Origin of the sequence: Streptomyces sp. NPDC002888 (genome assembly GCF_042888465.1) — a bacterium.
Lineage (GTDB): Bacteria > Actinomycetota > Actinomycetes > Streptomycetales > Streptomycetaceae > Streptomyces.
Genome location: NZ_JBIAPU010000021.1, coordinates 39036 through 65780, shown reverse-complemented (window position 1 = coordinate 65780; position 26745 = coordinate 39036). Strand labels below are relative to the sequence as shown.

The following is a 26745-nucleotide window of genomic DNA, read 5'->3' as shown; positions in this document are numbered from 1 at the left end:
ACCTTTGCCACTGGTCTCGACGACGCTCAGCCCTTCTTGGCCTTCGCGTAGCCCGTGGCCATCTCTCCCGCGAAGTCGTACACCACGCACTGTTCGTCGCCCACGACCCAGGCGTCGTGTCCGGGCGTGACCACGAAGACGTCGCCGGGACCGACCTCGGTCTCGCCGCCTTCGTCCATGGTGACGTGCATGCGTCCCTGGACCACGTAGCCGTTGTGGTGGACCTGGCAGCTGTCGGTGCCCGCGATCGGTGCCACGGACTCGGTCCAGCGCCAGCCGGGCTCGAAGGTCGCCACGGCGAAGTCGAGGCCCGTCATGTGGACTGCTTCGAGGTGGCCGCGGGGGAAATCGCGCCGCTCGTCCGGCTTGTCGAGCGTCTTCACTTCCAGCATGACGCTCCTCCCTTCCGGCCGCGGCTCACCACGGCCGGGGCCCGTCTCCCCGGCGGCCCTGGTCGTCACCGGTGGGGACCGAGCCCCACCACTCCATCGTCCGCCCCTCCACTCGGGGCCGCCAATCGGGGGAACCGGGTCAGTCCGCGTCGCCGCAGAGGGAGGCGAAGCGGGCCGTGTCGATGTTGCCGCCCGAGACGATCACGCCGACGCGGCGCGGGAGGGGGCCGGCGCGGCCGCTGAGCAGGGCGGCCAGCGGGGTGGCGCCGCTCGGCTCGACGACGATCTTCAGGCGCTCGAAGGCGAACCGCATGGCCCGGCGGATCTCGTCGTCGGAGACCAGGGCGATGTCGTCGACGAGCCGCCGGTTCACGGAGAAGGTCAGTTCGCCCGGGATGTGCAGGGCCTGGCCGTCGGCGATGGTGCGGGGCACGGGGATCTCGACGCGCCGGCCCGCCTCCAGGGAGCGCTTGGTGTCGTCGCCCGCCTCCGGTTCGACGCCGATCACGCGGATGTCCGGGTGCAGGGCTTTGGCCGCCGTGGCGCTGCCGGCGATCAGTCCGCCGCCGCCGACCGGTGTCAGCAGGGCGTCCAACTCCCCGACCTCCTCCAGGAGTTCCAGGGCCGCGGTGCCCTGGCCTGCCATGACGTGCGGGTGCTCGTAGGGCGGGATGAGCGTCAGGCCCCGTTCGGCGGCCAGGGCTTCGGCGATGGCGACGCGGTCTGCGGCGTAGCGGTCGTAGGTGACGATCTCGGCGCCGTAGCCGGCGGTGGCCTCGCGCTTGGAGCGCGGGGCGTCCTCGGGCATGACGATCACGGCGGTGGTGCCGAGTTCGCGAGCGGCCAGGGCTACGGCCTGGGCGTGGTTGCCGGAGGAGTAGGCGGCTATGCCCCGGGCGAGCTGCTCGGGGGTGAGCCGGGAGGCGGCGTTGTAGGCGCCGCGGAACTTGAACGCGCCCACCCGCTGGAAGTTCTCGCACTTGAGGAGGATTTCGGCGCCCACGAGCGCGTCGAGGGTACGGGAGCGCAGCACCGGCGTGCGGTGGGCGACGCCCTTGAGTCTCGCGGCGGCGTCGCGGACGTCGTCGAGGGTGATCGGCGGGGGTGCGGTCGTCACGTGGGGTCTCCCTCGGGGGTCTGATCGGTGGCTCTGGCCTGCGAGAGGTAGCTGTAGGCGGAGGCACGGGAGATGCCCAGGCGCACCGCCACCTGCTCGATCGCGCGGCGCACGGCGAACACGCCCCGCTCGTCGAGGCTGCGGAACAGCTCAAGTCGCCGTGCGCGGTCGAGGCCGGCCCAGGTCTGGCTCTGCCGCAGCAGATGGGCGTCGACGAGGGCGTCCACGACGGAGTCGATGTCGTTGCCGAAGGTGGTCACCGGCGGCTCGGTGCCGGCGCCGGGCCCGGCGTGTCCGGCGAGCGCGCCGAGCAGGGTCCGGGCCTGGTTGACGGCGGTGACGTCCAGGTTGACGCACAGGGCACCGAAGACCACGCCCGTGGAGTCGCGCAGCACCATCGTCGAGGACTTCACCAACTGTCCGCCGCCGGTCCTGGTGAGGTAGTTCAGCTCGTCACCGGCCTCGTCGCCGCGGGCCAGGACGCGCATGCCGATCTCGCTCATCGCTCCGCCCACCGCGCGTCCGGTCACCGCACCGGCGACGGCGACGACCGACTTCTCCGGGCTCCGGTAGTCGTGGATCACCACCTCGCACACAGGGCCGAACGTCGCAGCGATCCCGTCGGCGACCGGGCCCAGCGCGGCGATGATCGCGTCCCGCTCGCGCTCCAGGGACTGATCGGATGCCATGCGCCCCCTCTCGGACGGGGCCGGCCGGCCCCTGCGCATGCCATATTAGACGTGCAGTCCAGACTCTGTACAGACAGTCCAGAGCTTGCGCCTACCGGGCCGTCTGCGTCTCCCGCCGCCGTGAGCCATGGCCAGGGGCGTCCAGCAGCGCGCTGCCGCCGCGCCGCCACGCGTCGAGGAGGCGGGCGGCCAGGCGGTCCTCCAGCAGGTTCGTCGCCTGGATACCGAGGACGACGTCGGCCTCCAGTTCGGGCTCGCTCTCCAGCAGCCCGCCGATCACGTCGTGCCGCACGACCTGTTCGTGCACGGCGTCCGCCTCCACGTGTTCGTCGTAGAAGCGCACGGCCGCGGGGCCGGCCCCGACCCGGCGCAGCGCCTTGGCCAGTCGGCGGGAGCCCGGGGACGACGTCACCTCGACCGTGGCGAAGTGCCCCACGAGGGCTCCGCGCAGGGCGCGGTGCAGGCCGAGCAGGGAGGCGAGGTTGACGGTGGCGAGGAGCTCGGCGGGCGCGGCGTCCACGTAGTGGCCGTAGGCCGTCTCGAGCCCCAGGTCCTCCATCAGGTCGGCGAACAGCCGCGCGTGGATCTCCTCGGCCCGGCCGGCGCCGAACTCGTCGAACTCGACGGCGACCATCGCGGCCTTGGCCCGGCCGTGCAGGCGGGGGATGACCCAGGCGTGCGGGTCGGCCTCCTTGAGGTGGTAGAGCGACCTGAGGGCCGCGTACTCCCTGAGGTGGCGCAGTTCGCCCTCGTCGCGCAGGAAGTGGGTCACGCCGGCGGCCTCGGGGCCGACGGGCTCGGTCTGCAGGTCGTCCAGGGCCTGCCGTGCCGTCGCGCCACCGAGGACGTCGGCGCGCAGTGCCGCGAGGAACCGGTGCTCCAGGGCGCGGCGGACGCGCAGGAGGGCGGGGTCCCACTCCCGGTCGTCGTCGACGCCGTCGAAGCCCTGGTAGTGCAGCTCGTAGAGGACGTACAGGGCGAGCTGGAGGTCGTCGCCGTACGGGTCGGCGTCCTCCACGGACCACAGGGACGGCTGGTGGCACGGGTCGCGCAGGGCCCCGAGCACGGCGTTGGAGAGCCGGCCCCGCGCGGTGGGCAGCCGCGGGCTCCGCTCCCGCGGTTCGCGACCGATGGGCATCAGCCGGCTCCCTTCGTCTCCGACGTACCGTCCTTGGCCGAGGACGTACCGTCCTTTGCCGAGGTGCGTTCCCCCTCACCCCTCCTGCGTCGCCGATGGCTGGTGTCGCACCACGGGTAGATGCCGCTCCGGCGGCACGTGCAGATGGCCACGGTGAAGCGGCTGGAGGTGACGACCTCGCCGTCGTCGCCGACGATCTCGACCGGGCCCTCGACGAGCAGCGGCCCGTCGCGCTCGGCGCGGATACGGCACGGACGCTCATTCCTTCGTGGCACGGATCACCACCAGCTCCTCCCTCAGGCCGACGGCGGGCAGACCGCGCCGGCGCAGCCAGGCCAGCCTGGAGCGCAGCACCGGGCCGAACGGGACCGACGTCCGGTCCGTGACCCCCGCGCTGAGCCCGGCGCCGCGCAGCCGGGTCAGCGTGTCCTCCACCCCGCACAGACCGGAGTGCACCAGCAGCAGGGCACCGGCGGGGCGCAGCACCTCCGGCGCCTCGGCGCACACCCGGTCCAGCAGGGCGCGCCCGTCCTGCCCGGCGTCCCAGGCGCGCGCGGCTCCCCGCGGCGGCCATCGGCCGGGGGACGGCACGTACGGTGGATTGCTGATCACCAGGTCGAAGGAGCGGTGTCGGACGGCGGCCGTCAGATCGCCGTGGTGGACGCTGACGCGCTGCCGGAAGCCCCACGTGTTGAGGCGGGCGGTCAGGACGGCCCGCCAGGAGATGTCCACCGCGGTGACCCTGGCGCCGAGCCGCGCGGCCTCCAGCGCGAGAGCCCCGCTGCCCGTTCCCATGTCCAGGACGTCCGCGCCGGGCCGGATGCCCTCACGGCGCAGCGCGTCGGCCAGCAGAGCGGTGTCGTGCTGCGGCTCGTACACCCCGGGCGGGGTCCGCAGCCGCAGCGGAACGGGCGGCGTGGTGGTTTCGGTGGTCATCGGGCTCCTCGCCGTGCCCTGACGGCACTCGGATGGTCAGATCTCCGTCGCTGCTCCCGGGTCCCCCACCTGCGCGTGCGCCACACCTGATCGGTGCGCCTCTCGCGCTCCCGGGCATCCGGGCATCCGGGCATCCGGGCATCCGGGCATCCGGGCATCCGGGCATCCGGGCATCCGGGCATCCGGCGGACGATCACGCCGGACGACCTCGAGGAAGGCTGCATCGACGGGCCGCACGAACGATCTCCTGGTCCTGTGCTCCTCAGCAACGGAGACAGCAACGAAAACGCCCGCGCCGACGACCGATGAGTCGTCGGCGCGGGCGGGGCGCCTCACAGGGATCCGGTCAGTCCTCGCCGCGGACGATGTTCCACTCGGGGCCGGTGCGGTCGGCGGACGACGCGGCGGTTCGGCCGTCGACGGCCGAGATCCAGGTGCGTACGCTCTTGCCCCGCAGGCGCTGGGCCCTCGCCCAGCCCGTCTCGGGCCTTCGGACAACCGGGTTCTCCATGGCGTGCGCGGTCACGGTTGCTTCATCTTCCTTCTACGGTCGCTTCGTCCCCACATGTCGGCGGGGGTACGTCCCCATGTGTCGGGTGTACGGACCGAGTCCCCGTTCGCGCCACGGCCAAACTCCCGCGCCCCGCGTACCCGGGAAGCCGGGCCCGTCGGCCCGCTCACCTCCCGCCGACACCGCCGCTGCCGAACGAGCCGCTGGAGCCCTCGTCCCAGCGCGGGGGCGTCTGGTCCTCGCTGCGCCTGCTGCCGGAGTTCCTGAGTTCGTGCGGGGTGAGGCGTTCGCTCCCGTCGGCCGCGCGGGGCACCTCGTCGGGCTCGCGGACCTCCCGGGCCTCGCGGACCGGCCCGTCCTCCGGAAGGCGGGGATGGCTCTCACCGGGCCTCAGATGCGCCTGCTCGCGCCCGCGCACCTTGATGCCGAGCCGGACGGCCCACACCAACGCGCCGGTGATGATCAGGCCGCCGACGAGGATGACGACGAATCCGAAGGTGGTGCCGGCCCCGGCTGCTTCGTAGTGGATGGTGTCCATTGTCCCCGGGTACCCTCCGCCGCCGGAATACGCGCGGGTGCCGCAGACCCCTCCGACGGCGCAACGCGAGGCGTGGCGTGAGCGGCCGCGCCGGGTCGCGGCAGTAGCGTCGGGCTGCCGCTCGCGAGGCGCGCATTCCAGGAGGACGAGGAGGACGAGGAGGACGATGACCGAACTCTCGGACCGCACCGCCGGGCCCCGGCGCCCTGCCGCCCCCCGGAAATCCTTCGGCGGTACGGTGCTGCGCTGGACGACCACGACCGATCACAAGGTGATCGGCCGCCTGTACATGGTCACGGCCTTCTGCTTCTTCCTCCTCGCCGGGCTGCTCGCGATGGCGATGCGGGCCGAACTCGCCCGCCCCGGGCTCCAGTTCCTCAGCGAGGACGGCTACAACCAGCTGTTCACCATCCACGGCACGATCATGATGCTGCTCTTCGCGACCCCGATGTTCGCCGGGTTCGCGAACGCCGTGATGCCGCTGCAGATCGGCGCGCCGGACGTGGCCTTCCCCCGGCTGAACGCCCTGTCGTACTGGATGTACCTCTTCGGTGGCCTCATGGTCGTCTCGGGCTTCGTCGTGCCGAGCGGGGCGGCGGCGTTCGGCTGGTTCGCGTACGCGCCGTTGAACAGCGCCTACCACTCCCCCGGCGCGGGCGGTGACCTGTGGGTGATGGGGCTGGTGGTCACCGGCGTGTCGACCACCCTGGGCGCGGTCAACTTCATCGCCACGATCATGTGTCTGCGCGCTCCGGGACTGACGATGTTCCGGATGCCGATCTTCACCTGGAACGTGCTGTTCACATCGATCCTGGTACTGCCCGCGTTCCCGGTGCTGACGGCGACGCTGCTGGCGCTGGAGTCGGACCGGAAGTTCGGCTCGCACATCTTCGACGCGACGAACGGCGGGGCGATCCTGTGGCAGCACCTGTTCTGGTTCTTCGGGCATCCCGAGGTGTACATCGTGGCGCTGCCGTTCTTCGGGATCGTCTCGGAGATCATCCCGGTGTTCTCGCGCAAGCCGCTGTTCGGGTACCTGCCGTTGGTCGGCGCGACGATCACGATCACCATGCTGTCCGCGGTGGTGTGGGCGCACCACATGTTCGCCACCGGAGCGGTGCTGCTGCCGTTCTTCTCGCTGATGTCGTTCCTGATCGCAGTGCCGACCGGCATCAAGTTCTTCGCGTGGATCGGCACGATGCGCCACGGCTCGCTGTCGTTCGAGACACCCATGCTGTGGGCGATGGGCTTTTTGGTGTCGTTCCTGCTGGGCGGGCTGAGCGGGGTACTCATCGCGTCGCCGCCGCTCGACTTCCACCTCACCGACTCGTACTTCATCGTCGCGCACCTGCACTACGTGCTGTTCGGCACCGTGGTCTTCGCGATGTTCGCCGGGTTCTACTTCTGGTGGCCCAAGTTCACCGGCCGGATGCTGGACGAGCGCCTGGGCAAGCTGCACTTCTGGCTGCTGTTCCCGGCGTTCCAGCTGACCTTCCTGGTGCAGCACTGGCTCGGTGAGGAGGGCATGCCCCGCCGGTACGCCGACTACCTCCCCTCGGACGGCTTCACGCTGCTGAACACCCTGTCGTCGGTGGGCGCGTTCCTGCTGGGCGTCTCCACCCTCCCCTTCCTCTACAACGTGTGGCACACCTCCCGGCACGGCCGCCGCGTCACCGAGGACGACCCCTGGGGCTACGGGCGGGGACTGGAGTGGGCGACGTCCTGTCCGCCGCCCCGGCACAACTTCGTCGCCCTGCCCCGGGTGCGCTCGGAGTCCCCGGCCTTCGATCTGCACCATCCGGCCATCGAACAGCGGAAACAGGAGCACATGCCCCATGAGGACTGAGGCGTTGCTGTTCGGCGTTGTCGCCCTCTTCTTCGCGGGCACCGCGGTGCTCTACGGCATCTGGTCGCACGCCGATCCGGCCGGCACGGCGGCGCTGATCGTCTCGTGTCTCATGGCCTCGGTGATCTCGTTCTTCTGCGCGATGAACCACCGGCGCAGGGGACGCCGCCCCCAGGACCGCTCCGACGCCGAGGTGGCCGACGGCGCCGGGCCGCTGGAGTTCTTCCCTCCGGAGAGCCGCTGGCCGATCCTCACCGCCGCCGGGTTCGCGGTCGCCGCCACCGGGGTGGTGTACGGGCTGTGGCTCTTCCTCATCGGCGTCGGCGTCCTGGGAGCCGGGGTGTTCGGAATGGTGTTCCAGTACGCCGACCGGGACTCCGGCCGGCCGGGCTGACCGGCGTTCTGGGGGCGCCGGGCCGGAACCTCTCCACCGGCCGGTGATCGCTCTCGTAGCCCCCGGCGACGGACTGACGCACCTCACCGGTCCCTTCGCCCCCGGTGAGGCGTTCGCGCTCCGACTCCAGCAGGGCGTGGCACAGGCGCCGGGTGACCATGAAGGCCAGGAACGGGCCCACGACGAGGGCGACGCGCAGGATCCAGGTGAGGGCGTTCACGGAGATGCGGAACGTCTGGGCGATGATGTCGTTGCCGCCGGCCAGCAGCAGGACGCCGTAGAAGACGATGCCGGCGACGCCGAGTCCACTGCGGACGGGGCGTTCGCGCGGGCGGTCGCACAGATGGTGCTCCTGCTCCCACTCCCCCGTCAGCCGCTGCTCGACGAACGGATACAGGTACAGGACGAGGAAGAAGAGCCCGGGAAGGACGACGGCCGGCAGGAGCACGTTCCACATGACGGTGTGCCCGGCGAGGTTGGTCTCCCAGGGCGGTACGAGCCGTAGCGCGCCCTCCAGGAAGCCGACGTAGAAGTCGGGCTGGGAGCCGGTCGAGACGACGTCCGCGCGGTAGGGGCCGTAGACCCAGACCGGGTTGATCTGCGCGATGCCGGCGAGCAGGGTCAGCACGCCGGCGACCATGAAGGACAGGCCGGCCGAGGACACCGCGAACTGGGGGACCATCGGCTTGCCGACGGCGTTCGCGTTCGTCTTGCCCGGACCTCGCCACTGCGTGTGCTTGAGGTAAAAGACGAGGGTCAGGTGGACCGTGACCAGCGCGATCAGCACGCCGGGCAGCAGCAGGATGTGCAGGCTGTACAGCCGGGGCACGATGTCCTGCCCGGGGAACTCGCCCCCGAACGCGAACATGCTCACGTAGGTGCCCACCACCGGCAGCGACAGCATGATGCCCTGGGCGATGCGCAGTCCCGTGCCGGAGAGCAGGTCGTCGGGGAGGGAGTAGCCCGCGAAGCCCTCGGCCAGGGCGAGCACGAGGAGGGTGACGCCGATCACCCAGTTGATCTCCCGCGGCCTGCGGAAGGCCCCGGTGAAGAAGATGCGCAGCAGGTGCACACCGATCGCGGCGACGAAGACGAGGGCCGCCCAGTGGTGCATCTGCCGGATGAGCAGGCCGCCGCGCACGTCGAAGCTGATGTGAAGGGTGGAGTCGAAGGCCGCGGACATGCGGATGCCCTGCAGCGGCACGTACGAGCCGTGATAGACGACCTCGCGCATCTCGGGTTTGAAGAAGAAGGTCAGCCAGACGCCGGTCAGCAGCAGGACGATCAGGCTGTAGAGCGCCAGCTCACCGAGGAAGAACGACCAGTGGTGGGGGAACGCCTTGCGCAGCATCCCGCCGCCCCCGTCGTACAACGGCAGCCGGGCGTCGACCGCGTCGACGAGCTTCGCGGTGGCCGCCTTCGCAGCAGCCCCGTCAGTCCGTTCGCGCTCCACGCGACGCCTCCCTCCGCGACCGGGCCACGCCCGTCATGGGGGATGCCTTGCCAGCGCCGCGCCGGGGAAGTGCCCGCGCCGGGCGAAACACCCGCCCGGCGCGTTGGTCACACCCGTTCGGACGACATCACTCGGAGGGGCGGCCCTCGGCGGTCCTGCGGTTGGCGTCCGGGCTGGGCGATATCGGGTCGCCCGTTCCGCCGCGCGTCGGCTCCGACGTGTCGACGTCGTCCTCCTCGCCCTCCTGCTCGAGCTCCTCCAGGACCTCCTCCGTCGCGTTTCGGGTCGGCTCCTTGTGTGTGTGACGGTGCTTCAGGATGTTTCGCATGGGCGCCGGGTACCCGAACATCGGTCGCTCATCTCCCCGGAGGCGCGCATTACGCACGCGCGTGGGGGTACGCAGCCACCATGCGTGTAGGAGTGGTGGACGCTGGGTCGAACACGGTGCGGCTGGTGGTCGCGGACGTGGAGGGCGGGGTGCCGCTGCCGGTGCACACCGCCAAGTGGAAGCTGCGGCTGTCCGAACAGGTGGCGCCGGACGGCCATATCGGCGACGAGGCGGTGGAGCAGCTGGCGCAGGCGGTGGAGGCGGCCGCCCGCAAGGCCCAACGGTGGGGAGCGGCGGGCCCGTTGGCGTTCGCGACCGCCGTCGTGCGGTCGGCGCCGAACCGGCTGGACGTGCTGCGCGCCGTGCACGACCGGACCGGGGTGCGGATGTGCACCCTGCCGGGCGAGGTGGAGGCCGAGCTCACCTTCCTCGGCGCGCGGCGCTGGCTGGGCTGGCGGTGCGGGCCGCTCGCCCTGTTCGACATCGGCGGCGGTTCCCTGGAGGTGGCCTTCGGGCGGGGGCGGCTGCCGGAGTTCGCGGCGGCGCTGCCGCTCGGCGCGAACCGGCTGACCAACGAGTTCTTCCGCACCGGGGACCCTCCCTCACCGGAGGAAGTGAAGGCGCTGCGGCGCAAGGTGCGCCACCAGTTGCGTGACGTCTCGGCCCGCATCCGCTGGGAGGGTCCGCGCACCGCCGTCGCCACCTCCAGGACGTTCCAGCAACTGGCCCGGCTGTGCGGAGCCGCGCCCGGGCGTGACGGTCCGTTCGTCAACCGTGTCCTGCACCGCTCCGACCTGCGCCGCGCCATTGACACCCTCGTCGCCCTCCCCGCGACCGAGCGTGCGCTGCTGCCGGGCATCTCCGCGCCGCGGGCCCGGCAGAGTCTCGCGGGCGCGATCGTCGGCCACACCGCCCTCAAACTGACCGGCATCCGGACCGTGGAACTCTGCCCCTGGGCCATCAGAGAGGGCATCCTGCTCCGCTACATAGAGGAGGGCCCCGACTGGTGGACCGGCATCGCCCCCCAGACCGACGGCGAGACGGCCCCTGGCACCGTGCCCCTGCGGGTGGCGGCGTCGACGAGCTGAACAGGGTGCCGGTGCGACGGCAGAGCGGACGACTATGCGTGCGCTACGGCGGCGCAGGCGGAGTTGAACACACCGCCTGCGCCGCCGCGGCGGAACCGAGCGCGGCGCGTGCCCTGCGGCGGCAGCACTGAGCACAGCACGTGTGCCCCGGCGGCACGACTGAGCACAGCGCGGTCCGGCGGCGGAGCTGAACACGACGCGTGCCCTGCCGCAGTGGAATTGAGCTCGGCGCATGTCATGCGGCGGCAGAACTGAGCACGATGCGTGCGCAGCGGATGCGAGCCGACCGGGTGCGTTGTCCTCTGCCGCGGCGAGCCGACCCCTGCGCGTTGTTGTTCCCTGCCGCGGCGAGCCGGACACGGCGCGTGTGCCGCCGGGCGGCGCGGCCGGGCCGCGACCGTGATGAGTCGGCCGGGAGGTCGGCGTGCGGTGGGGTGGGGCGGCCGCCGGGGACGCGGGCACCGGTCGGTCCGGGCCGCTCCCCGGGGAGATCACATCCGGCGTGGGTCGCGGTCGTCGCGGTGGGTCAGGCGGCGCAGCAGTCGGAAGGTCTGGAGCAGGGTGAGCGGCCACAGCGCGGCGAAGCACCACACGACGGCGGGGTCGGCGGTGCGGATGCCCAGCACCGCGAGGAGCACCGACGCGCACGCCAGTGCCAGGACCGACACGGCCAGCCACGGCCCGGTGGGCCTGCGGCGCTTCGCGCGGGCGAAGCGCCGCACGGCCGACCACGGCCCCGCGGGCCTGCCGCGCATGGCCCGCGCGAAGCGCCGGTCGCGTCCCAGCGCTGCCTCGATCCGCAGCAGGGCGAGGTGTTCGCCCGGCGACAGACGAACGTCGTCCGTGTCCCCTTCGTCCACGGCTGCCTCCTTCGAGCTCGGGTGATCCGCCCGCCGAGTGCCCCGGAACCCGCCACCCGAAGCAGGGTACGGGGCGTGCCATCCGGATCCGCCCGGGCCACACGGCCCGGCCGGTCTCGCCGGCGCCTACGCCACCTTCGGCTCCTGGCCGTCCGCCGTCGCGCCCGTCGGCTCCCGGCGGCTCAGCAGTACCGCCGCCGCCACCGCTCCCAGCGCCGCGCCCGCCGCCGCCACGAGGACGGCCGCGTGGAAGCCCTGGGTCATCAGGTCGCCGACCGAGCGCAGGACGTGCTCGCGCAGGGACGGCGACTGGGCGGGGATGTCGTTCAGGCGCCCGTGCTCGATGGCCTCGGCCAACTTCTCGCGGGCCGCGCCCGGCAGCGGGACCGCGGCCAGGACGTCGGGCAGGCCCGAGTGCAGCTCCCGCTGGACGAGCGTGCCGGACAGGGCCACGCCGAAGACGGCGCCGACCTGTCGGCAGGTCTGGGACATGCCCGATGCGACACCGGCCTGCTCCGGGGGCACGGCCGACAGCAGTGCCACGGTGGCCGGCGCCCCCACCACGGACACGCCGGCGCCGATCAGCACGAGCGGCCACCAGTAGGTGCCGAAGCCGCTGCCGGCCTCCATGCCCAGCAGCGCCACGAATCCGCCCGCCGCCACCAGCGACCCGAGGACGATGGCGAGCCGTGTCCCCAGTCGGCCGGCGACGGCCGGTGCCAGCACCGACGCCACGGTGATGGACACGGTCAGCGCCAGCAGCCGCAGCCCGGTCTGCACGGGGGTGAGCCCGTTCACCTGCTGGAGGAACAGGGTGAGCAGGAAGATGATCCCGAACAGGCCGAAGAAGCCGAGGAAGTTCACCGAGCAGGTCATCAGCACCACCCGGTTGCGCAGCAGCGCCAGCGGCAGCATGGGACTGCGAACCCGCCTCTCCCACCGCACACACAGCACGAGCACCAGCAGCGAACCGCCGAGCAGCCCGAGGATGCGCGCCGAACCCCAGCCCCGCTCGCCGGCCTCGATCAGCGCGTACGCCATCACGCCGATACCGGCGACGAACAACACCTGCCCGGTCCAGTCGATCCGCCGGCCCGCCGCTCCCCGCTCGCTGCGGGCCCCCGCGCCGAGCGGCAGCAGTCGGGCCAGGGCCGCGATGGCGACCACACCGATCGGCAGGTTGATCCAGAAGATGCTCTGCCAGGAGTACGCGTCCACGAGCAGCCCACCGACGATCGGCCCGGCGGCCAGCGCCACCCCGCCCACGCCGGCCCACACCGCCACCGCCGAGGCCCGGGCCCGTTCCTCGGTGTAGAGCTGGCGGATCAGGGCCAGCGACACCGTGATCATGACTGCGCCGAACACGCCCTGGACGGCCCGGGCCACGAGCAGCGCCTCGATGGTCCCGGACAGCGCGCACGCCACCGACGCGGCGGTGAATCCGACGAGGCCCACCAGGAAGACCCGGCCGCGTCCCAGGGTGTCGCCGAGCGTCCCCGCCGTGAGGAGGAAGCAGGCGAAGGTGAGGACGTAGATGTCGAACACCCACTGCAGTGCCGAGACCCCGATGTCCAGTTCGGACTGGATGTCGGGCAGCGCCACCCCCACCACCGTGCTGTCCAGGTAGACCATGACGACACCGGCGCAGATGAACGCCAGGCGCAGCGGGCGTGATCCGCGGCCATGCGCCGCCGGGGCGGTCACGAGCCGACGACCGCGGAGTCCCGCCGGCTGCTGGTGAGCTCGATCTCCTGGCCCAGGAGCCCGCGCAGGATGAGCCCGATGCTGTCGCTCAGCGCGCGCATGGCGACCGGGTTGATGATCGGCTCGAGGCTGGGGATGCCCATGTCGAACTCGCAGGCGAACAGCACCACGACGTCGGCACCGGCCTGCCGGACGTCCCAGGTGCCGACGAACCGGGCGAAGTCGCCGGTGAGCTGTTCGAAGGTGATCTGCCGGGCGGCGGCGTCGACGACGTCCCGCTCGGTCCAGGTCAGCACGCCGCCGCGGAAGTTCACGGCCCAGGCCGAGTCGACGGTGCCCGCCTCGTCGGCGGTCACCGTGACTTCGCGGACGGCGTCGGTGTGGTCGGAGTAGCGCTCGAAGTCACGGATGCGGTCGAACACCTGGTCGGCGTCCCGGTCGGACAGTAATCCCTCGACACGTATGAAGCAGGCCACTACGGGTTCCTCCGGTGCGATGATCTGATCTCGATGAGATGTCTCGGTACGTGGTGCTCGTGCGGCCGGTCCGCCCCGGGCCCGGCCCGGGTCAGCCGATGACCAGCGGGCCCCCCTCGAAGGCCATGCACAGGGCCGCCGCGGACGAGGCCCGGGACGGCGGATGGAACTTCAGGGCCGCGGCGCAGGCAGCCAGGTAGGACGTCTCGTCGCTGGAGACGTAGGACATGCCGCCGAGCGCCTCCAGGCAACGCGGCACCACGCGGTCGATGGTGTCCTGCACCGAGAACCGGCACACCAGTGACTGGAGCAGTTCGGCCTGGCCGACGGGGCCGTCCGCGTCCAGCGGTGCCGCGGCGCCCACGACGCCGCCCATCGCCGCCTCCAGTTCGACGAGGATCCGGGCCCGCTCGGCCGGGTCCGCCCTCCCACCGTCGAGGACACGCTCGGCGAGCGCGCTCGCCATGCCCAGGTACGAGGCCGCCATCATCAGCTCGAACCAGATGAAGCCCACGGTCTGGATGTCGTCCAGGCTGCCGTCATCGCCCAGTTCGGTGCGGACCACCATGTCCGGCGGGACCCGGACGTCCTCCAGCCGTATCTCGTCGCTCTCCGCGCCGGCCAGCGCGGCGGTGCCCCAGAACGGGTGCACCGAGATGCCCGGCGTGGCCGCGGGGACCACCGCCACGGCGAGTTGCGGGCCGCCTTCGGTGTCGAGCATGACGGAGGCGGTCAGCAGGTCCATCGACGCGGACAGGCTGCACGGTTTCTTGGAGCCGTTGAGGACGATGGCGTCGCCGTCCTGCCTGGCCGTGATCGAGGAGGCGAGGATCGACTGGCCGGACCTGCCCTCGGCGAACCCGGAGGCCATCAGCAGCCCCTGGTCGGCGACGGCTTCGAGCAGCATCCACTCCATGCCCTTGGTGACCTCGTACGCCTGGATCAGTCCGGCGACCGAGAAGTGGTGCATGGTGGTGGCCACCGCGAGGGACGGGCTGCGCGAGCCGATGGCGCGCTGCAGCCGTACGGCCTCCACGGCACTCGCGCCCAGGCCCCGGTGCTCCGAGGGAACCACCACCCCGGAGCCGCCCGCCTCCTTGAAGAGGGCGAGCGCGGGGCCCTGCGGCCGCTCCCGTTCCTGCAGGGTCAGGGCGGCCAGTCGGCCGTCCAGTCCCGGGAGGAACTTCTCCAGCGTCTGCCGCTCGCGTTCAAGAAACCGCATCGCCGTCTCCCCCTGAAGGTGCGTGCCATGACTGTCCGGTGAGGGTCTTGCCGATCCACCGGCCGATTTCGTCGGCGATCGGCTCCGACCGGTTGGCCCACGCCATGTGGCTGAGCCGTTCGCCGTGGTGCCACCGGGACACGTCGGCGCCGCGCAGCAGGCCGGTCAGCGCGTCCACGGCGCCGGGCGGGGCCAGCACGTCGCCTCCGACGGACACCGCAAGGACCGGCAGGCGCAGCGCACCGATCAGGTCCTCGTAGTCGACGTCGGCCCCGGCCGGGCGGTAGCGGCCGGTCCGGGCCATCCGGGCCCAGTCGCCCACCAGCACCCGGGACTGCCGTCCGGCGAAACGCAGTACGTCGCCCGGCCAGTAGCCGCGCACGCGGGCGACGCCCGCGACGACGGTGGTGCCGAGCAGCGGGATCAGCCCCGTGAGCCCCGGATACGTCCGGAAGTGCGGTGTACCGGCGGCCACGAGCAGCACGCCGTCCAGGTCGGCCGGGTTCCTGGCGGCGTACATCAGGCCGATCTGGCCGCCGAGGCTGTGGCCCAGGAGGAACACCGGGCTGCCCGGGGCCCGTTCGCGCAGGGCGGCGAAGACGGCCGGGTAGTCGACGGTGGCCAGCTCGTGGTAGCCGTAGCGGGCCGAGGCGTCCGGCCGGGGCCGGCTGTCGCCGTGTCCCCGCAGGTCGACCACGGCCACGCCGAGGCCCTGGGCCGCGAGGGTCGTGGCGAAACGCCGGTAGAACCGTGCCCGTACGCCGAGGGCGGGCCACACCACGACCAGGGGTTCGCCGGGCGCGCCCGGCCAGTGGTGCACCGCGAGTTCGGCGCCGTCCGGCAGCCCGACCGTCAGCCGGTCGGCCGCGGCCGTCTCGTCGGGACGATCGCTCACTCGCCCATCCCCATGTACGCGAGCCGGGCGGTCTGGGTCGCCCCGGCCCACTCCAGCGCGGTGGTGATCCGCTCCTCCGGCGTGCTGTCCAGCAGACGGCGTCCGGGCCAGATCTCGTGGTCGCCGATGACGTCGGCGATCTGCTCGATGCCCGCCTGGAACAGCTCCTCCCGGCGCTGGAGCACCGCGAACACCGGCAGGGTGCCCCAGAGTTCGTTGCCGCGCCGCACCACGTCCACGAGGTGTTCCTTGATACCCGGGTCCTGTTCGAGGCTGCGCCTGACGATCTCGCTGCCCACGGTCAGGTGCCGGATCTCGTCGATGCCGGCTCCGCGCTCGACGCTCGCCGCCGCCGGGTCGACGATCTTCCACTTGTGCTCGCTGAGCTCGCCGGTCGGCGCCAGCACCCCTTCGACGAGGATGGTCAGGACGGCGACCCCGGAGACGTACGGGTGCGGTCCGTTCATCACGTCGAGGCCGAACGCCTCCAGCGGGTCCAGGACGCCTCGCTGGTGCTCGCCCGCGTACTGCTCGATGACGTCGTCGAGCTCCGCCTGCGGGACGCCCACCTCGGTCATGTGGGCGCGGAACGCCTGCGCGTGCCGGGCCTCGTCCAGCAGCTGGGTGGCGTAGAACTCCATGGACTTCACGTCGGGCGCGTTGGCCACCAGGGAGGTGATGGCGCGCGCGGCCTTGTCCTCGGCGATGGAGCGGAAGGAGAACTCGAAGAGGAGGGCGTCGCGCAGGGGACCGGGCTTGAGCATGTACTCCGGGGTCGGGGCGTCCGGGTGGTGGCCGTTGACCAGGCCCTTGAGGGTGCCCTGGGCGACGTTGGCGATCCAGTAGTCGAGGTCGCACTGCTCGGGGCTGAGTCTGAGCTCACGGGCCCCCTCCAGCACGTTGGGCGCCAGGTCCCAGTCGGCCTCGGGTGCGATGTTCGACGTCATGGTCTCTTCCTCACGGTCGGTCGGTTCAGATTGCGTTGGTGATGCGGAACAGCTGCCACAGGGAGGACGGCCTGGGGCCGCCCCTGAAGGCCACGTACTCGGGTTCGATCACATGGGGCGCCCACTTGAGCTTGAACGCCTGCTGGGTGCGGGCCGGGTAGACGAACGCCCCTCGCTCGGCGATCAGTCTCACCATGCGGGTCAGCAGGGGGCTGGCCATGGTCGGCTCGGCGCCGAGTCCCGCGAACGGGGTCAGTCCGAGGTGGAGCCACTCGGCCTTCTCCTCGGCGAACGTCTCCAGCGCCGTGAAGTTGATCAGCTCGATGGTGCCGACCGAGGCATCCGGAGTACGCCGGGTCAGGTCGTACAGCCAGCCGGGGCGGGCGCCGTACGCGGGCGAGTAGGTGATGTAGCCGATGACCTTCCCGTCCCGTTCGGCCACGAACAGCCGCCGGTGCGGGGCGCCGCGGCCCTGGCGTTCGCCCACCAGGAACGTCATCCGCTTGACGTGCCAGCCCTTGTCGCGCAGCCACCTGCGGTCGATCTCGTCCAGCGCCGCGGGCTGCGCGAGCGCGGACACCTCACGGACCGTCACCCCTTCGCGCCGGGCCCGGGCCATGTTCTGCCGGATCTTGGCGAGGGCCTTGCCCCTGAGCGAGAACGCGCCCAGGTCGATGCTGTACGAGCTGCCCAACTGGTTGACGGTCCAGCCCTGTCGGGTGAACAGCTCCACGTCCGTCGCCCGCACCTGCGCCGCCACGAGCCGGCGCCGGCTGCCGACCACCCGTGCCTGGAACTCGGCCAGCAGGTCGGCGCGGTGCTCCGGCGGCGCGAACGGCCCGCCGAAGAGGAAGACACTGTTGCCGCGGCGCCGGTGGGCGACGACGCCCGGCACGGCCGCGGAGGTGAAGTGCTCGACCCCGTCGTTGTACGCGAGGAAACCGCTCGGGTGGTCGGCGTACGCGGCGAGGCCGTCCAGGGCGGCCGGTCGGGGGGCGGTCATATCGCGTGTGCCTCCGCCCGCTGCGCGCGGTGGGCCTTCTGCCTGCCGGTCTCGAAGTGCTCGAAGGGCAGGTCGATGGGCTTGGCGTAGTTGCCGAGCAGCCCCCGGTCGCCGAACAGGTGCAGCGGGACCACGAGAAGCGCCCACTCCGGCCGCACCAGCCACGCCCACAGCAGGATCACCGTTCCCGCGGTGATCCAGGTGTGCATCACGTTGTACAGGACGTGGAACACCGGGTGGATCCTGGCGTCCTTGGACAGCGTGTAGGCGATCAGGCCCGGGATGTAGCCGATGAGGTCGATGTAGAGGAACAGCAGGATCGCCGGACCCCAGCGCACCTCGTCGATGTGCCACAGGAAGGCGACCGCCGCCACCCCGAAGGCACCCAGGTACTCCGCGCGTGTCGTCAGGTAGTTCTGCCGGTGCCCGAAGGCCTGCTCGGCGCTCATGGTCATTCCCTCGCTCGTGACGCGTCGGCTCTCAGGCCGAGGCGTAGACGTCGTACCGGCTCTTGATCATGTGGCGCAGGGATGCCCGCCACGCCTCCTCGTTGGCCTTGACGTCCGCGGCCGCCTCGCAGCCGGGGATCTCGGCCAGCGACGTGGGGATCGGATAGTCGTGGAAGAGCACGGCGGTCATGTCCAGCAGGCGGTCGAGCCGGGTCGTCGCCCAGTCGGGCACCACGTCGAAGAAGGCCGGGCGCACCAGGCGCTCGACGATGTCCGGGGCCAGCACACGAAGGGGGTCGACGTGGAGGCCCTCGGCGGCCGCCTCCTCGATGATCAGTTCCACGAGCCGGTGGGTGGTGAGCGCGTGGGGGCCGCCGCTGAGCCAGTACTCGCCCGACCGCACGTCGGTGTCGAGCAGGGACACGATCGCCCGGGCCACCACGTCCTGCGCGACGAAGTCCACGTGGCCCTCGGGGGCGCTGGGCACGAAGGGCAGCCGGTTGCGCAGGACGTTGTGGGCGAACGTGTGCAGTCCCTGTGCCTCGGAGATCTCGCCGGTGACGGAGTCGCCGATGATGATCGACGGGCGCACGATCACGACCTGCGCGCCGCTGTCGGTGACGATCTTCTCGCCGGCCGCCTTCGACGACACGTACAGGGCGGGACTGCTGCCGGCCCGCCCGGTCTCGTCGCCGCCGGCCGCACGGATCTCCTCGAGACGTGCCACGTACGCGGTACTGACGTGGACCATCGGGGCGTCGGCGTCGAGAGCGAACCGCGAGATCTGCCGGGCGCCCTCGACGTTGAGGGTCTCCATCTCCTCGGCGGTGCCGCTGAACTTCACCATGCCCGCCGCGTGGACCACGACGTCCACGTCGGCGCAGAGCTCGCGGTAGGCGGCGGCGTCCAGCCCCAGCAGGGGCTTGGAGACGTCACCATGCACCACCCGGTCGCATCCGGCGGGGGGCCGGTGGTGGGCCAGGCCGATGACCTGGTAGCGGTGCAACTGCGGTATGAGGGCCGTACCGAGGACGCCGGCGCCCCCGGTCAGCAGGACGGTCTTGGTCGACAGGGTCATGTCGAGGCCTTTCGCAGCCCTTCGCGGGCCGTCGCGGAAAGTGCGGAAGAGGTCAGGAGAAGGTCTTCGCCATGGCCGTGAGGGAGCCGTCCACCGCTTCCAGCAGCTGGGCTTCCTCCTGCGGCGTGATGACGGCGGGAGGCGTGAGGCGGACCACGGGGTGCGCGTTGAGCGAGTGGTTGACCACCACGTGGCGGTCGACCATCTCCAGCAGCAACTCCCCGGCCTGGCTGGCGTCGGCGAGCTCGATGCCGATGAGCAGACCGGCACCGCGCACCTCGCGGACCAGGCCCGGTGCCCGGTCGGCGGCGATGGCGCGCAGGGCGTCCAGGAGCCGCGCGCCGATCTCGGCGGACCGGCCGACCAGCCCTTCGTCACGGATCACTTCGACGGTGGCGCGAGCCGCGGCCATCGCGATCGGTGCCCCGGAGTAGGTGGAGGTGTGCAGGTAGGGGTCGGCGTCGAAGGGCTCGAACGCCTCCGGGGTCGCCAGCGCGGCGGACACCGGTACGACGCCCCCGGACAGGGCCTTGCCGACGAGCAGCACGTCCGGCCGGACCTCGGCGAGGTCACAGCCCCACCAGGCGCCGAGCCGTCCCAGCCCGGTCATCACCTCGTCCACCACGAGGAAGGCGCCGTGCTCGCGGCACAGTGCGGCCACCTCCTTGAGGTAGCCCGGCGGCGGCAGGACGACGCCGGCCTCGCTCTGGACGGGTTCCACCACGACGCAGGCGTCGCCGTCGCCGGCCCGCAGCGCCTCGGCGAGCGCGGGGACGTCACCGAACGGGACGTGGGTGACGTCGGGCAGCAGCGGCCGGAAGGGGGTCTGGTAGAGGGCCTTCGCCGTCAGGGTCAGGGCGCCGAGGGTCTTGCCGTGGTAACCGTTCTCCATCGAGATCAGCCGGCGCTTGCCGTGCGCCCTGGCCAGTTTGATGGCCGCCTCGGTGGCCTCCGTGCCGGATCCGGCGAAGTGCACCCGCTCGAGCCCGGCCGGTGCCACGGAGACGAGCTCCCGGGCGGCCGGACCGACGGCCGGGTCGAGGAAGAGGCGGGTGGAAAGGGCTTGTTGTTCCGCCTGTCGCTGCACCGCCGCGACGATATGCGGATGTCCCGCCCCGGTGAAGAAGACTCCGTATCCCCCACAGTTGAGGAATTCCTGCCCGTCGGTGGTCACGACACGGGCTCCGGACGCGGACTGCTCGACCAGTCCGCCGAACATTGACGCCAGTTGACTGCGTCCCCTGCTCACGTACTTACGGTGCAGGGTGATCGCGTCATCGTCCTCGGAAAATCTTCCTTCTAACGAACCTGTGTTCATCTGTGAACTCCCCCGTTGAAAAGCGGCATTTCATATGCCGCTCGTCCGTGGATTCTTTCCACGTTCCACTGCCGCCTTGATCCTGGCCAGGGTCCTTCGCATGCCGTCCCGGTTGACCGCGGCACGGTGGGCGGGCGGCGTGCCGGTGAAGACGAGGCCGAGAAGCTTGGCGACCGGGGCGCTGCGTCCGGTCCGCAGGTCCTCCCAGTACTCCGTCACCAGGCTTTCCCCCTCCCGGTCCTCGAAGCGGTAGCCCCACAGTGCCACCGGCATGCCGAACGTCCGGACCTCGAAAGCGAATTCGCGCGCATGTTCGGCGCGCACGACCGTACATGAGGTGAACCAGAACCACAAACGTCGGCGATTGAATCCGATGAAGCGGGATCCGGCCTGGAACTTTTGATTCCGAGACCAGACGCCGACACATTCCGGGCTCCACTCGCCCATGCGACGGACATCACTCACGGCCAGATAAACGGAATCGGCCGGAGCGGAAATGAGAGCGCTCTCCTCGACCTTCCCTCGCTGGTCCACCGGGTCTCCAAACATGCCGGGAGGTGCGCCAGAACTCATCTTTGAATGTGCAGGATTTGACAGTCCTTCACTATAGCGGTGATCAATGACGGGTCAACAGTGGAGCTGGGAATTCCGCTTTAATCTAGGGAAGCCTCGGGATGAGTTCAAAGCGGCGCGAATGTATGAATTGGACAGCAAAGACGCAGGGCGGTTGGTGACTTGTGACGTTGACCCGGGCCCGACCCCACAGCACAATGAGCGCGCGTCTGTGAGAGCGCTCTCAACCGCGACCTCAACCGCGACTTCGAGGAGACCCATGAACGGCAGTAAAGGCCCGCTGCTCAGCCGCCGTGCGCTCATCGGCACCGGACTCGGTGCCGGCGCCGCAGCCCTGACCGCGACCGGCGCCGGCCCGGCCGCTGCCGCTGCCGCTGCCGCTGCCGCGGAACGTGCCTCGACCGCCCCGCGCCGCGCGTACGCCTTCCTCGCCGCCGCCACGGACGCCTACCCGGAGCACGGCACCATCCGGCTGGCCCAGAGCTACACCGACCAGGCCGGCCTGTTCAGCACGGCGTTCACCTACGACAACGCCCTCGCCGTCCTGGCCCACCTCGCCTCCCGCACCGAGGGCGCCCGTTCCCGGGCCGCGGCACTCGGTGACGCGCTCCTCTACGCCCAGGCCCACGACCCGGGGTACGACGACGGCAGACTGCGGCAGGCATACAACGTCGGCCCGTACACCTTCTACGACGGTTCGCCGCAGCCGGACGGCTTCGTCAGGGCGGACGGCACGGCCAACGTCGGAACCCAGTTCGGCTTCACCGGCACGGCGGTGGGCGACATGGCCTGGGCCGGCATCGCGCTCAGCGCGCTCGCCCAGCGGACCGGCAAGCGGCGCTTCCTCACCGGCGCCGTGCGGATCGGCCAGTGGATCGAGCGCGTCGGCCGCACCGACGAGCCCCTCGGCGGCTACAAGTTCGGCGTCAACGGGGCCGATGAGAAGCTGCCCTTCACCTCGACCGAGCACAACACCGACCTGATCGGCCTCTTCGGAGCGCTCGCCAAGCTCACCGGGGACCGGGTGTGGCGGGAGCGGCGCGCGTGGGCGGCGGCGTTCGTGAGAGGCATGTGGGAGCCCTCCGGCGGCTTCTTCTACACCGGCACCAACGACGGCGTGACCGTCAACAGGTCGCCGATCCCCGAGGACACCCAGACCTGGACCCACCTCGCCCTCGCCTCCCCCGCATACGCCCGCTCCCTGGACTGGGCCGCGACCGAACTCGCCGTCTGGGACACGGCCGACCGCCGCAACAGCACGGTCCCCGTGGGCCAGTCCTACGAAGGCGTCACCTTCAGCTCCGCGAGTCTCCTGGCGAACGAGGACGCCCCGATCGCCGAGGGGCAGCCGAGGCCCGACCGGGGCGGCGTGTGGTTCGAAGGCACGGCCCACCTGGCCCTCGCCCTGCGCGACCGCCGCGCGCCCGGGGACGAGGCCCGCGCCCGGCGGCTGCTCGCCTCCGTCGAGCGCGCGCAGGACCTGCTGGGCGGCGGCCAGACCATCGGGGGCAGGCCGGTCGCCGAGCGGTCCGGAGTCGTCTCGGCCAGCAGTCCGCTCGACACCGGTTTCGGGTTCGGCTACTACCCCTACCGGCACACCGGAGCCACCGCCTGGTATCTGCTGGCGGCGGCACGCGCCAACCCGCTGCGGGCCTGATCGGAAAACCGTTCGAAGTGGCCGCGCCCCCTCCGTACACTGCGGCCCCATATGAAGCGTCACGTCGAATTCACCGAGCGGGCGGGAAGACTCCGCGACTACCTCCCACCCGACGACCGTGAGCGGCTGCTGCGACTCGCCGAGGAGCTCGCCGAGGAACCCTACGGCCCCCGCACCCACCTCGCCTTCCGGAACGACGAGGTCACCCGCTCCATCTGGTCCGACGGCCTCAACGTCATCTACGTCGTGGCCTGGAACGCCGTGGTCGTCGTGGACACCGACATCTACGACGCCGCCCGGGGCTTCAACGAGGTGTGACGACGAGGCGCGCCGCCCGGGCCCGGTTTGCGTTCCGCGCCGTCGGGAAACCGGGGACCGGACGAACCCCCCGTCGGAGGGAGCGCGTATGTCCTCGCGCCGCGACGAACCCCACGGCCGCGCCCTGCTGAGCGACGCACTGCGCAACAAGGGCGTCGCCTTCACCGAGGAGGAACGGCAGAAGTACGGCCTGGTGGGCATGGTGCCGCCCGGTGTGCTCTCGCTCGAGCAGCAGACCGGGCGGGCCTGGGAGCAGCTGAGCTCCCAGGACGGCGACCTGGCGAAGAACGTGTACCTGGAGCAGCTCCACGACCGCAACGAGGTGCTGTACCACCGGCTCCTGGCCGACCACCTGACCGAGCTGCTGCCCATCGTGTACGACCCGACGGTGGGCGAGGCGATCAAGCGGTACAGCCACGAGATCCGCCGCCCCCGCGGGGTGTTCCTGTCGGTGGACCGTCCGCAGGACGTGCGGCCCGCGTTCGAGGCACTGGAACTGGGTCCGGACGACGTCGACCTGATCGTGGCCACCGACGCCGAGCAGATCCTCGGCATCGGGGACTGGGGCGTCGGCGGCATGCAGATCTCGGTCGGCAAGCTGGCCGTCTACACCGCCGCCGCCGGCATCCACCCGGGCCGGTCGATCCCGGTCGTGCTCGACGTGGGCACCGACAACCAGGCGCTGCTCAACGACCCGCTGTACGTGGGCAACCGGCACAGCAGGGTGCGCGGGAAGGACTACGACGCGTTCGTCGCCGCGTATGTCGACACGGTGCGGGAGCTGTTCCCGCACGCCCTGCTGCACTGGGAGGACTTCGGCCCCGGCAACGGCCGCCGCCTGCTGGAGACGTACGGCGGGAAGGTCTGCACGTTCAACGACGACATGCAGGGCACCGGCGCCATCGCCCTGGCGTGTGTGCTGAACGCGGCGTGCGTCTCCGGCACGCCGATGCGCGAGCAGCGGGTGGTGGTGTTCGGCGCGGGCACGGCCGGGGTGGGCATCGCCGACCAGCTGCGGGACGCGATGGTCCGCGACGGCCTGAAGCACGACGAGGCCACCGCCCGCATCTGGTGCGTGGACCGGCAGGGCCTGCTGCTGCGGTCCACCGAGGGACTGCGGGACTACCAACGGCCCTACGCCCGCCCCGACGACGAGTGGGACGACACACCGGCCGGGCTCCAGGAGGTCGTGGACCGGGTCCGTCCGACGGTTCTGGTCGGCACCTCCACCGTGCACGGGGCGTTCACCGAGGACGTCGTCCGGTCCATGGCCGCGCAGGTGGAGCGGCCGGTCGTGCTGCCGCTGTCCAACCCGACCGAGAGGATGGAGGCGCAGCCCGAGCAGGTGCTGAGGTGGACCGGCGGCAAGGCCCTCGTCGCGGCCGGTGTTCCGCTGCCGCCGGTGGAGCTGGACGGCACCACGTACGTCATCGGCCAGGCCAACAACGCGCTGGTCTACCCCGGGCTCGGGCTCGGCGCGGTCGTGGCGCGGGCCTCCCGGGTCACCGACGGCATGCTCCAGGCCGCGGCCGAGGCGGTGGCGGACCTGGCCGACCCGTCCGGCCCCGGCGCGCCGCTGCTGCCGCAGGTGGAGAACCTGCGCGCCTCGTCCGCGACGGTGGCGACGGCGGTCGCCCGCCGCGCCGCCGCGGACGGGGTGGCGGGCACCGATCTGGACGACGTGGTCCAGCAGGTGCAGGACGCCATGTGGGAGCCGGAGTACCGATCGGGCCGGTGACCGTGCTCGTGGGTCAGCTGCTGTGGACGCCCACCTCGTACAGCGAATAGCCCCAGTCGGTGCCGCGGTCCAGGCCCTGGACGCGGACGTAGCGGGCGGGTGTGCCGGTGAACCGGGCGGTGTCCAGGCCGCCGTCGCTGGAGGTGGTGGACCAGGCGGTGTGCCAGTTCACGCCGTCGGTGGAGAGGTCGATGCGGTACGACTTCCCGTACGCGCGTTCCCAGTCGAGGGTGACCCGTCCGACCAGGTTCGTGGAGCCCAGGTCGGCCTGCCACCACTGGTCGTCGCTCCAGTCGCCGGCCCAGCGGGTGCCGGTGTCACCGTCCACGGCCCGGCCGGGCGCGTAGCTCGTGAACGGATTCGACTCGGACGAACTCGCCGTCGCCGAGGCGCCCTTGGCGAGGTTGACCCCGGCCTGGTGCTTCTCGGAGGCGCCCCAGGTGCCGAGGTAGGACTCGGCGCCGCGGAAGAGGTCGTCGACCACGTCCTGGCCGCCGACGAGCCGGATGTCCTCGATCCAGTCCGGGACGAGGCCGTAGTGCGCGGCTCCGTCGGTGTTCAGGTCCCAGGTCCGCTGTCCGGTGGTCTGCCGGTCGATGACGGAGCCGCCGTCGACGCTCTTGAAGGGGTATGTGACCTTGTGGGCGGCGTCCGCGCCACGCGGGGCCGGCCAGCCGCCGACGCCGTTCATGTCGGTGCCGTAGCCGTAGCCCACGTCGTACTTGTCGCGCAGGGCGTCCGTGCGCTTCGCCTCCGCGCTGAACTGCTCGGAGCCGTGCATGTACTGGGCGACGAAGCCGCCGAGGCCGTAGACCCGCTCGGTCCAGTCGATGTCCATCCAGCTGTGCGAGGAGAGGACGCCGGGGTAGGACGCGGCCTCGAAGATGTCGAGGACCCGGCCGGTGGCCTTGACGCTCATGTGGTCGATCTCGAGCATCATCTTGCGTTGCATCATGCCGCGCACGGCGTACTCGCCGAGTGCGGTGAGCCCGCGGGTGTTGCACTGGGCGTCCGCGGCGTAGGAGGGGACCTCGACGCCCGCCGGGAGTTCCTTCTCGGCCTCGGGAGCCGCGGCACCGCCGATGGGGTTGTCGTGCTGGGGGCCGGTGCACTTCTCGGTCTTCCAGAAGGTGCCGGTCGACAGGAACTGCCCTACGTTGATGGCCGTTCCGAGCCCGCCCTCGTCGAAGCGGACGCCGCACAGCGCGTTGTCGAACTTGTGGCACAGGAACATGCTGCGCACGCCCAGCGCGTACAGCTCGTCCAGGCCTTTGTCGATGTCGGCCTGGCTGCACTGCGCGATGTCGAGGACCTGCTTGCAGCCGAAGGGCTCGGAGGTCTCGACGCCCAGGATCACCGCCAACTTGCCCTGCTTGACGACGTCTCGGGCCTGTGCGCTGTCGGTGACGATCCGGAACCAGCCCTTGCCGGTGCCGCCGTACATCTTGTCGACGTAGGCCTGGAGGTCGTACGTCAGCTTCGCCTGGAGGCGGATCGAGGTCATCTCGTCGCAGCTGCGGTCCTTGAAGAAGTACACCGAGCAGATCACGCCGTTGGTGACGAGGTCGTTGACGAGCACCCGCTGGCCGCCGCGCCAGGCCCGCTCCACCCAGGCGTAGTAGTTCTGCTGGTGGGTCAGCGAGTTGTACCTGGGCCAGTCCTTGAAGGTGGGCCAGCCGACCGGATCGTGCTTGCCGTCACCGCCGTTGGTGATGAAGTCGAAGATCGCGAGGGAGCCGTCGGGGTAGTGCTCGGGACAGTCCTTGAGGGCGTCGGCGATCCCCGCCTCGGAGAACGTCCTGCCGCAGATGAGCCGCCCGCCGAAACCCTCGTTGGCGAAGAGGTGGTCGTGCGCGTCGACGAACCCGCGTACCTCGCCTGCGGAGTTCGTGCCCGTGAACGGCTCCCCCGTGACGTTGATCTGCGAGTCGGGCGCGGGTCGTGCGGTCGGCGTCCACCAGTCGGCGGCGGCGGCCGAACTCGGCGTGGGGCCGAGGGTCATGGCCAGCACGAGTAGGAGCAGCGAGACGACGGTGACGTCTTTGCGGCTGCGGTACGGGCGTCGAGCACTGGTCAC

General features: G+C 71.3%; 28 protein-coding genes. 6 read left to right on the top strand and 22 right to left on the bottom strand.

The features are described 5' to 3' along the window. Positions 1–26: 26 nt before the first annotated feature. From ACFYWX_RS30800 to ACFYWX_RS30765, 8 genes are all read right to left on the bottom strand, one after another. Positions 27–392, bottom strand: coding sequence for a cupin domain-containing protein (locus ACFYWX_RS30800; RefSeq protein WP_389427629.1), 366 nt, complete (start codon positions 390–392; stop codon positions 27–29). A gap of 139 nt (positions 393–531) precedes the next feature. After that, positions 532–1509 (bottom strand): threo-3-hydroxy-L-aspartate ammonia-lyase, encoded by a 978-nt coding sequence (locus ACFYWX_RS30795; protein ID WP_389427627.1) that lies wholly within the window; start codon positions 1507–1509, stop codon positions 532–534. Next, the gene (locus ACFYWX_RS30790) at positions 1506–2198 is read right to left on the bottom strand and encodes a transcriptional regulator (protein ID WP_389427625.1); all 693 of its coding nucleotides are present in this window, start codon (positions 2196–2198) and stop codon (positions 1506–1508) included. The genes ACFYWX_RS30795 and ACFYWX_RS30790 overlap by 4 nt, the downstream gene beginning before the upstream one ends. 91 nt (positions 2199–2289) lie before the next feature. Then, positions 2290–3336 carry an iron-containing redox enzyme family protein gene (locus ACFYWX_RS30785; RefSeq protein WP_389427623.1) on the bottom strand — a complete coding sequence of 349 codons (1047 nt, stop codon included), beginning with the start codon at positions 3334–3336 and terminating at the stop codon, positions 2290–2292. Next, complete coding sequence (locus tag ACFYWX_RS30780) at positions 3336–3611, bottom strand: CDGSH iron-sulfur domain-containing protein (protein ID WP_389427621.1); 276 nt, start codon at positions 3609–3611, stop codon at positions 3336–3338. Before ACFYWX_RS30780 ends, ACFYWX_RS30785 begins: the two co-directional genes overlap by 1 nt. Then, on the bottom strand, positions 3595–4272 hold the full coding sequence (locus ACFYWX_RS30775) for a HemK2/MTQ2 family protein methyltransferase (RefSeq protein WP_389427619.1): 678 nt from the start codon (positions 4270–4272) through the stop codon (positions 3595–3597). The genes ACFYWX_RS30780 and ACFYWX_RS30775 overlap by 17 nt, the downstream gene beginning before the upstream one ends. Positions 4273–4618: 346 nt before the next feature. Next, positions 4619–4798, bottom strand: a complete 180-nt coding sequence (locus tag ACFYWX_RS30770; RefSeq protein WP_389427618.1) for a hypothetical protein — start codon at positions 4796–4798, stop codon at positions 4619–4621. Between the two features lie 151 nt (positions 4799–4949). Continuing rightward, positions 4950–5321: a DUF6479 family protein gene (locus ACFYWX_RS30765; protein WP_389427616.1), complete on the bottom strand. Its 372-nt coding sequence runs from the start codon at positions 5319–5321 to the stop codon at positions 4950–4952. A gap of 166 nt (positions 5322–5487) precedes the next feature. On the opposite strand from ACFYWX_RS30765, the gene ctaD reads away from it, so the two are divergent. Together ctaD and ACFYWX_RS30755 are read left to right on the top strand one after the other, a co-directional pair. Next, positions 5488–7167 carry a cytochrome c oxidase subunit I gene (ctaD, locus tag ACFYWX_RS30760; protein ID WP_389427614.1) on the top strand — a complete coding sequence of 560 codons (1680 nt, stop codon included), beginning with the start codon at positions 5488–5490 and terminating at the stop codon, positions 7165–7167. Further along, a complete protein-coding gene (locus tag ACFYWX_RS30755; protein ID WP_389427612.1) occupies positions 7157–7561 on the top strand; it encodes a cytochrome c oxidase subunit 4 in 405 nt (134 codons plus the stop codon). Before ctaD ends, ACFYWX_RS30755 begins: the two co-directional genes overlap by 11 nt. Here ACFYWX_RS30755 and ACFYWX_RS30750 read toward each other — a convergent pair. Both ACFYWX_RS30750 and ACFYWX_RS30745 read right to left on the bottom strand, forming a co-directional pair. Continuing rightward, positions 7479–8912, bottom strand: a complete 1434-nt coding sequence (locus ACFYWX_RS30750) for a cytochrome bc complex cytochrome b subunit (RefSeq protein WP_389427808.1) — start codon at positions 8910–8912, stop codon at positions 7479–7481. The two genes, ACFYWX_RS30755 and ACFYWX_RS30750, sit on opposite strands and share 83 nt — an antisense overlap. A 229-nt stretch (positions 8913–9141) precedes the next feature. Next, positions 9142–9342 carry a hypothetical protein gene (locus ACFYWX_RS30745; protein WP_389427610.1) on the bottom strand — a complete coding sequence of 67 codons (201 nt, stop codon included), beginning with the start codon at positions 9340–9342 and terminating at the stop codon, positions 9142–9144. 80 nt (positions 9343–9422) lie between these two features. Here ACFYWX_RS30745 and ACFYWX_RS30740 point away from each other — a divergent pair, with 80 nt between their 5' ends. Next, positions 9423–10430, top strand: coding sequence for a Ppx/GppA family phosphatase (locus ACFYWX_RS30740; RefSeq protein WP_389427608.1), 1008 nt, complete (start codon positions 9423–9425; stop codon positions 10428–10430). 491 nt (positions 10431–10921) lie between these two features. Here ACFYWX_RS30740 and ACFYWX_RS30735 read toward each other — a convergent pair whose 3' ends face one another. From ACFYWX_RS30735 to ACFYWX_RS30685, 11 genes are all read right to left on the bottom strand, one after another. Continuing rightward, positions 10922–11290, bottom strand: coding sequence for a DUF3040 domain-containing protein (locus ACFYWX_RS30735; RefSeq protein WP_389427606.1), 369 nt, complete (start codon positions 11288–11290; stop codon positions 10922–10924). 126 nt (positions 11291–11416) lie between these two features. Beyond that, a complete protein-coding gene (locus ACFYWX_RS30730; RefSeq protein ID WP_389427604.1) occupies positions 11417–12994 on the bottom strand; it encodes an MFS transporter in 1578 nt (525 codons plus the stop codon). Beyond that, positions 12991–13470 (bottom strand): type II toxin-antitoxin system RatA family toxin, encoded by a 480-nt coding sequence (locus tag ACFYWX_RS30725; RefSeq protein ID WP_389427602.1) that lies wholly within the window; start codon positions 13468–13470, stop codon positions 12991–12993. The genes ACFYWX_RS30730 and ACFYWX_RS30725 overlap by 4 nt, the downstream gene beginning before the upstream one ends. A gap of 91 nt (positions 13471–13561) precedes the next feature. Continuing rightward, complete coding sequence (locus ACFYWX_RS30720) at positions 13562–14692, bottom strand: acyl-CoA dehydrogenase family protein (RefSeq protein WP_389427600.1); 1131 nt, start codon at positions 14690–14692, stop codon at positions 13562–13564. Beyond that, positions 14679–15587: an alpha/beta fold hydrolase gene (locus ACFYWX_RS30715; RefSeq protein ID WP_389427598.1), complete on the bottom strand. Its 909-nt coding sequence runs from the start codon at positions 15585–15587 to the stop codon at positions 14679–14681. The genes ACFYWX_RS30720 and ACFYWX_RS30715 overlap by 14 nt, the downstream gene beginning before the upstream one ends. Continuing rightward, positions 15584–16534 carry a VlmB-like protein gene (locus ACFYWX_RS30710; protein ID WP_389427596.1) on the bottom strand — a complete coding sequence of 317 codons (951 nt, stop codon included), beginning with the start codon at positions 16532–16534 and terminating at the stop codon, positions 15584–15586. The genes ACFYWX_RS30715 and ACFYWX_RS30710 overlap by 4 nt, the downstream gene beginning before the upstream one ends. Before the next feature lie 25 nt (positions 16535–16559). Then, positions 16560–17537 carry a bifunctional lysylphosphatidylglycerol flippase/synthetase MprF gene (locus tag ACFYWX_RS30705; protein ID WP_389427594.1) on the bottom strand — a complete coding sequence of 326 codons (978 nt, stop codon included), beginning with the start codon at positions 17535–17537 and terminating at the stop codon, positions 16560–16562. Further along, positions 17534–17986, bottom strand: coding sequence for a hypothetical protein (locus ACFYWX_RS30700; RefSeq protein WP_389427592.1), 453 nt, complete (start codon positions 17984–17986; stop codon positions 17534–17536). Before ACFYWX_RS30700 ends, ACFYWX_RS30705 begins: the two co-directional genes overlap by 4 nt. A gap of 31 nt (positions 17987–18017) precedes the next feature. Then, positions 18018–19064 (bottom strand): SDR family oxidoreductase, encoded by a 1047-nt coding sequence (locus ACFYWX_RS30695; protein ID WP_389427590.1) that lies wholly within the window; start codon positions 19062–19064, stop codon positions 18018–18020. Between the two features lie 52 nt (positions 19065–19116). Next, on the bottom strand, positions 19117–20313 hold the full coding sequence (locus ACFYWX_RS30690) for an aspartate aminotransferase family protein (protein ID WP_389427588.1): 1197 nt from the start codon (positions 20311–20313) through the stop codon (positions 19117–19119). 99 nt (positions 20314–20412) lie between these two features. Then, on the bottom strand, positions 20413–20916 hold the full coding sequence (locus ACFYWX_RS30685) for an SRPBCC family protein (RefSeq protein ID WP_389427586.1): 504 nt from the start codon (positions 20914–20916) through the stop codon (positions 20413–20415). 298 nt (positions 20917–21214) lie between these two features. Between ACFYWX_RS30685 and ACFYWX_RS30680 the strand changes: the two genes are divergently transcribed. From ACFYWX_RS30680 to ACFYWX_RS30670, 3 genes are all read left to right on the top strand, one after another. Continuing rightward, a complete protein-coding gene (locus ACFYWX_RS30680) occupies positions 21215–22612 on the top strand; it encodes a Tat pathway signal sequence domain protein (protein ID WP_389427584.1) in 1398 nt (465 codons plus the stop codon). Between the two features lie 51 nt (positions 22613–22663). Then, positions 22664–22930 (top strand): hypothetical protein, encoded by a 267-nt coding sequence (locus tag ACFYWX_RS30675; RefSeq protein ID WP_389427582.1) that lies wholly within the window; start codon positions 22664–22666, stop codon positions 22928–22930. Between the two features lie 88 nt (positions 22931–23018). After that, positions 23019–24668 (top strand): NAD-dependent malic enzyme, encoded by a 1650-nt coding sequence (locus tag ACFYWX_RS30670; RefSeq protein WP_389427580.1) that lies wholly within the window; start codon positions 23019–23021, stop codon positions 24666–24668. Positions 24669–24681: 13 nt separating this feature from the next. On the opposite strand, the gene ACFYWX_RS30665 is transcribed toward ACFYWX_RS30670, so the two are convergent. Then, entirely contained in the window at positions 24682–26745 is a 2064-nt protein-coding gene (locus ACFYWX_RS30665) for a discoidin domain-containing protein (protein WP_389427578.1), read from the bottom strand.

Bases quoted from the DNA above. Each gene is read 5' to 3' on its own strand.
- ctaD (WP_389427614.1), top strand. From the start codon at position 5,488: ATGACCGAACTCTCGGACCGCACCGCCGGGCCCCGGCGCCCTGCCGCC.
- ACFYWX_RS30695 (WP_389427590.1), bottom strand. From the start codon at position 19,064: ATGACCCTGTCGACCAAGACCGTCCTGCTGACCGGGGGCGCCGGCGTC.
- ACFYWX_RS30785 (WP_389427623.1), bottom strand. From the start codon at position 3,336: ATGCCCATCGGTCGCGAACCGCGGGAGCGGAGCCCGCGGCTGCCCACC.
- ACFYWX_RS30745 (WP_389427610.1), bottom strand. From the start codon at position 9,342: ATGCGAAACATCCTGAAGCACCGTCACACACACAAGGAGCCGACCCGA.
- ACFYWX_RS30680 (WP_389427584.1), top strand. From the start codon at position 21,215: ATGAACGGCAGTAAAGGCCCGCTGCTCAGCCGCCGTGCGCTCATCGGC.
- ACFYWX_RS30720 (WP_389427600.1), bottom strand. From the start codon at position 14,692: ATGCGGTTTCTTGAACGCGAGCGGCAGACGCTGGAGAAGTTCCTCCCG.
- ACFYWX_RS30775 (WP_389427619.1), bottom strand. From the start codon at position 4,272: ATGACCACCGAAACCACCACGCCGCCCGTTCCGCTGCGGCTGCGGACC.
- ACFYWX_RS30675 (WP_389427582.1), top strand. From the start codon at position 22,664: ATGAAGCGTCACGTCGAATTCACCGAGCGGGCGGGAAGACTCCGCGAC.
- ACFYWX_RS30800 (WP_389427629.1), bottom strand. From the start codon at position 392: ATGCTGGAAGTGAAGACGCTCGACAAGCCGGACGAGCGGCGCGATTTC.
- ACFYWX_RS30765 (WP_389427616.1), bottom strand. From the start codon at position 5,321: ATGGACACCATCCACTACGAAGCAGCCGGGGCCGGCACCACCTTCGGA.
- ACFYWX_RS30790 (WP_389427625.1), bottom strand. From the start codon at position 2,198: ATGGCATCCGATCAGTCCCTGGAGCGCGAGCGGGACGCGATCATCGCC.
- ACFYWX_RS30700 (WP_389427592.1), bottom strand. From the start codon at position 17,986: ATGAGCGCCGAGCAGGCCTTCGGGCACCGGCAGAACTACCTGACGACA.
- ACFYWX_RS30710 (WP_389427596.1), bottom strand. From the start codon at position 16,534: ATGACGTCGAACATCGCACCCGAGGCCGACTGGGACCTGGCGCCCAAC.
- ACFYWX_RS30755 (WP_389427612.1), top strand. From the start codon at position 7,157: ATGAGGACTGAGGCGTTGCTGTTCGGCGTTGTCGCCCTCTTCTTCGCG.
- ACFYWX_RS30705 (WP_389427594.1), bottom strand. From the start codon at position 17,537: ATGACCGCCCCCCGACCGGCCGCCCTGGACGGCCTCGCCGCGTACGCC.
- ACFYWX_RS30750 (WP_389427808.1), bottom strand. From the start codon at position 8,912: ATGCTGCGCAAGGCGTTCCCCCACCACTGGTCGTTCTTCCTCGGTGAG.
- ACFYWX_RS30740 (WP_389427608.1), top strand. From the start codon at position 9,423: ATGCGTGTAGGAGTGGTGGACGCTGGGTCGAACACGGTGCGGCTGGTG.
- ACFYWX_RS30670 (WP_389427580.1), top strand. From the start codon at position 23,019: ATGTCCTCGCGCCGCGACGAACCCCACGGCCGCGCCCTGCTGAGCGAC.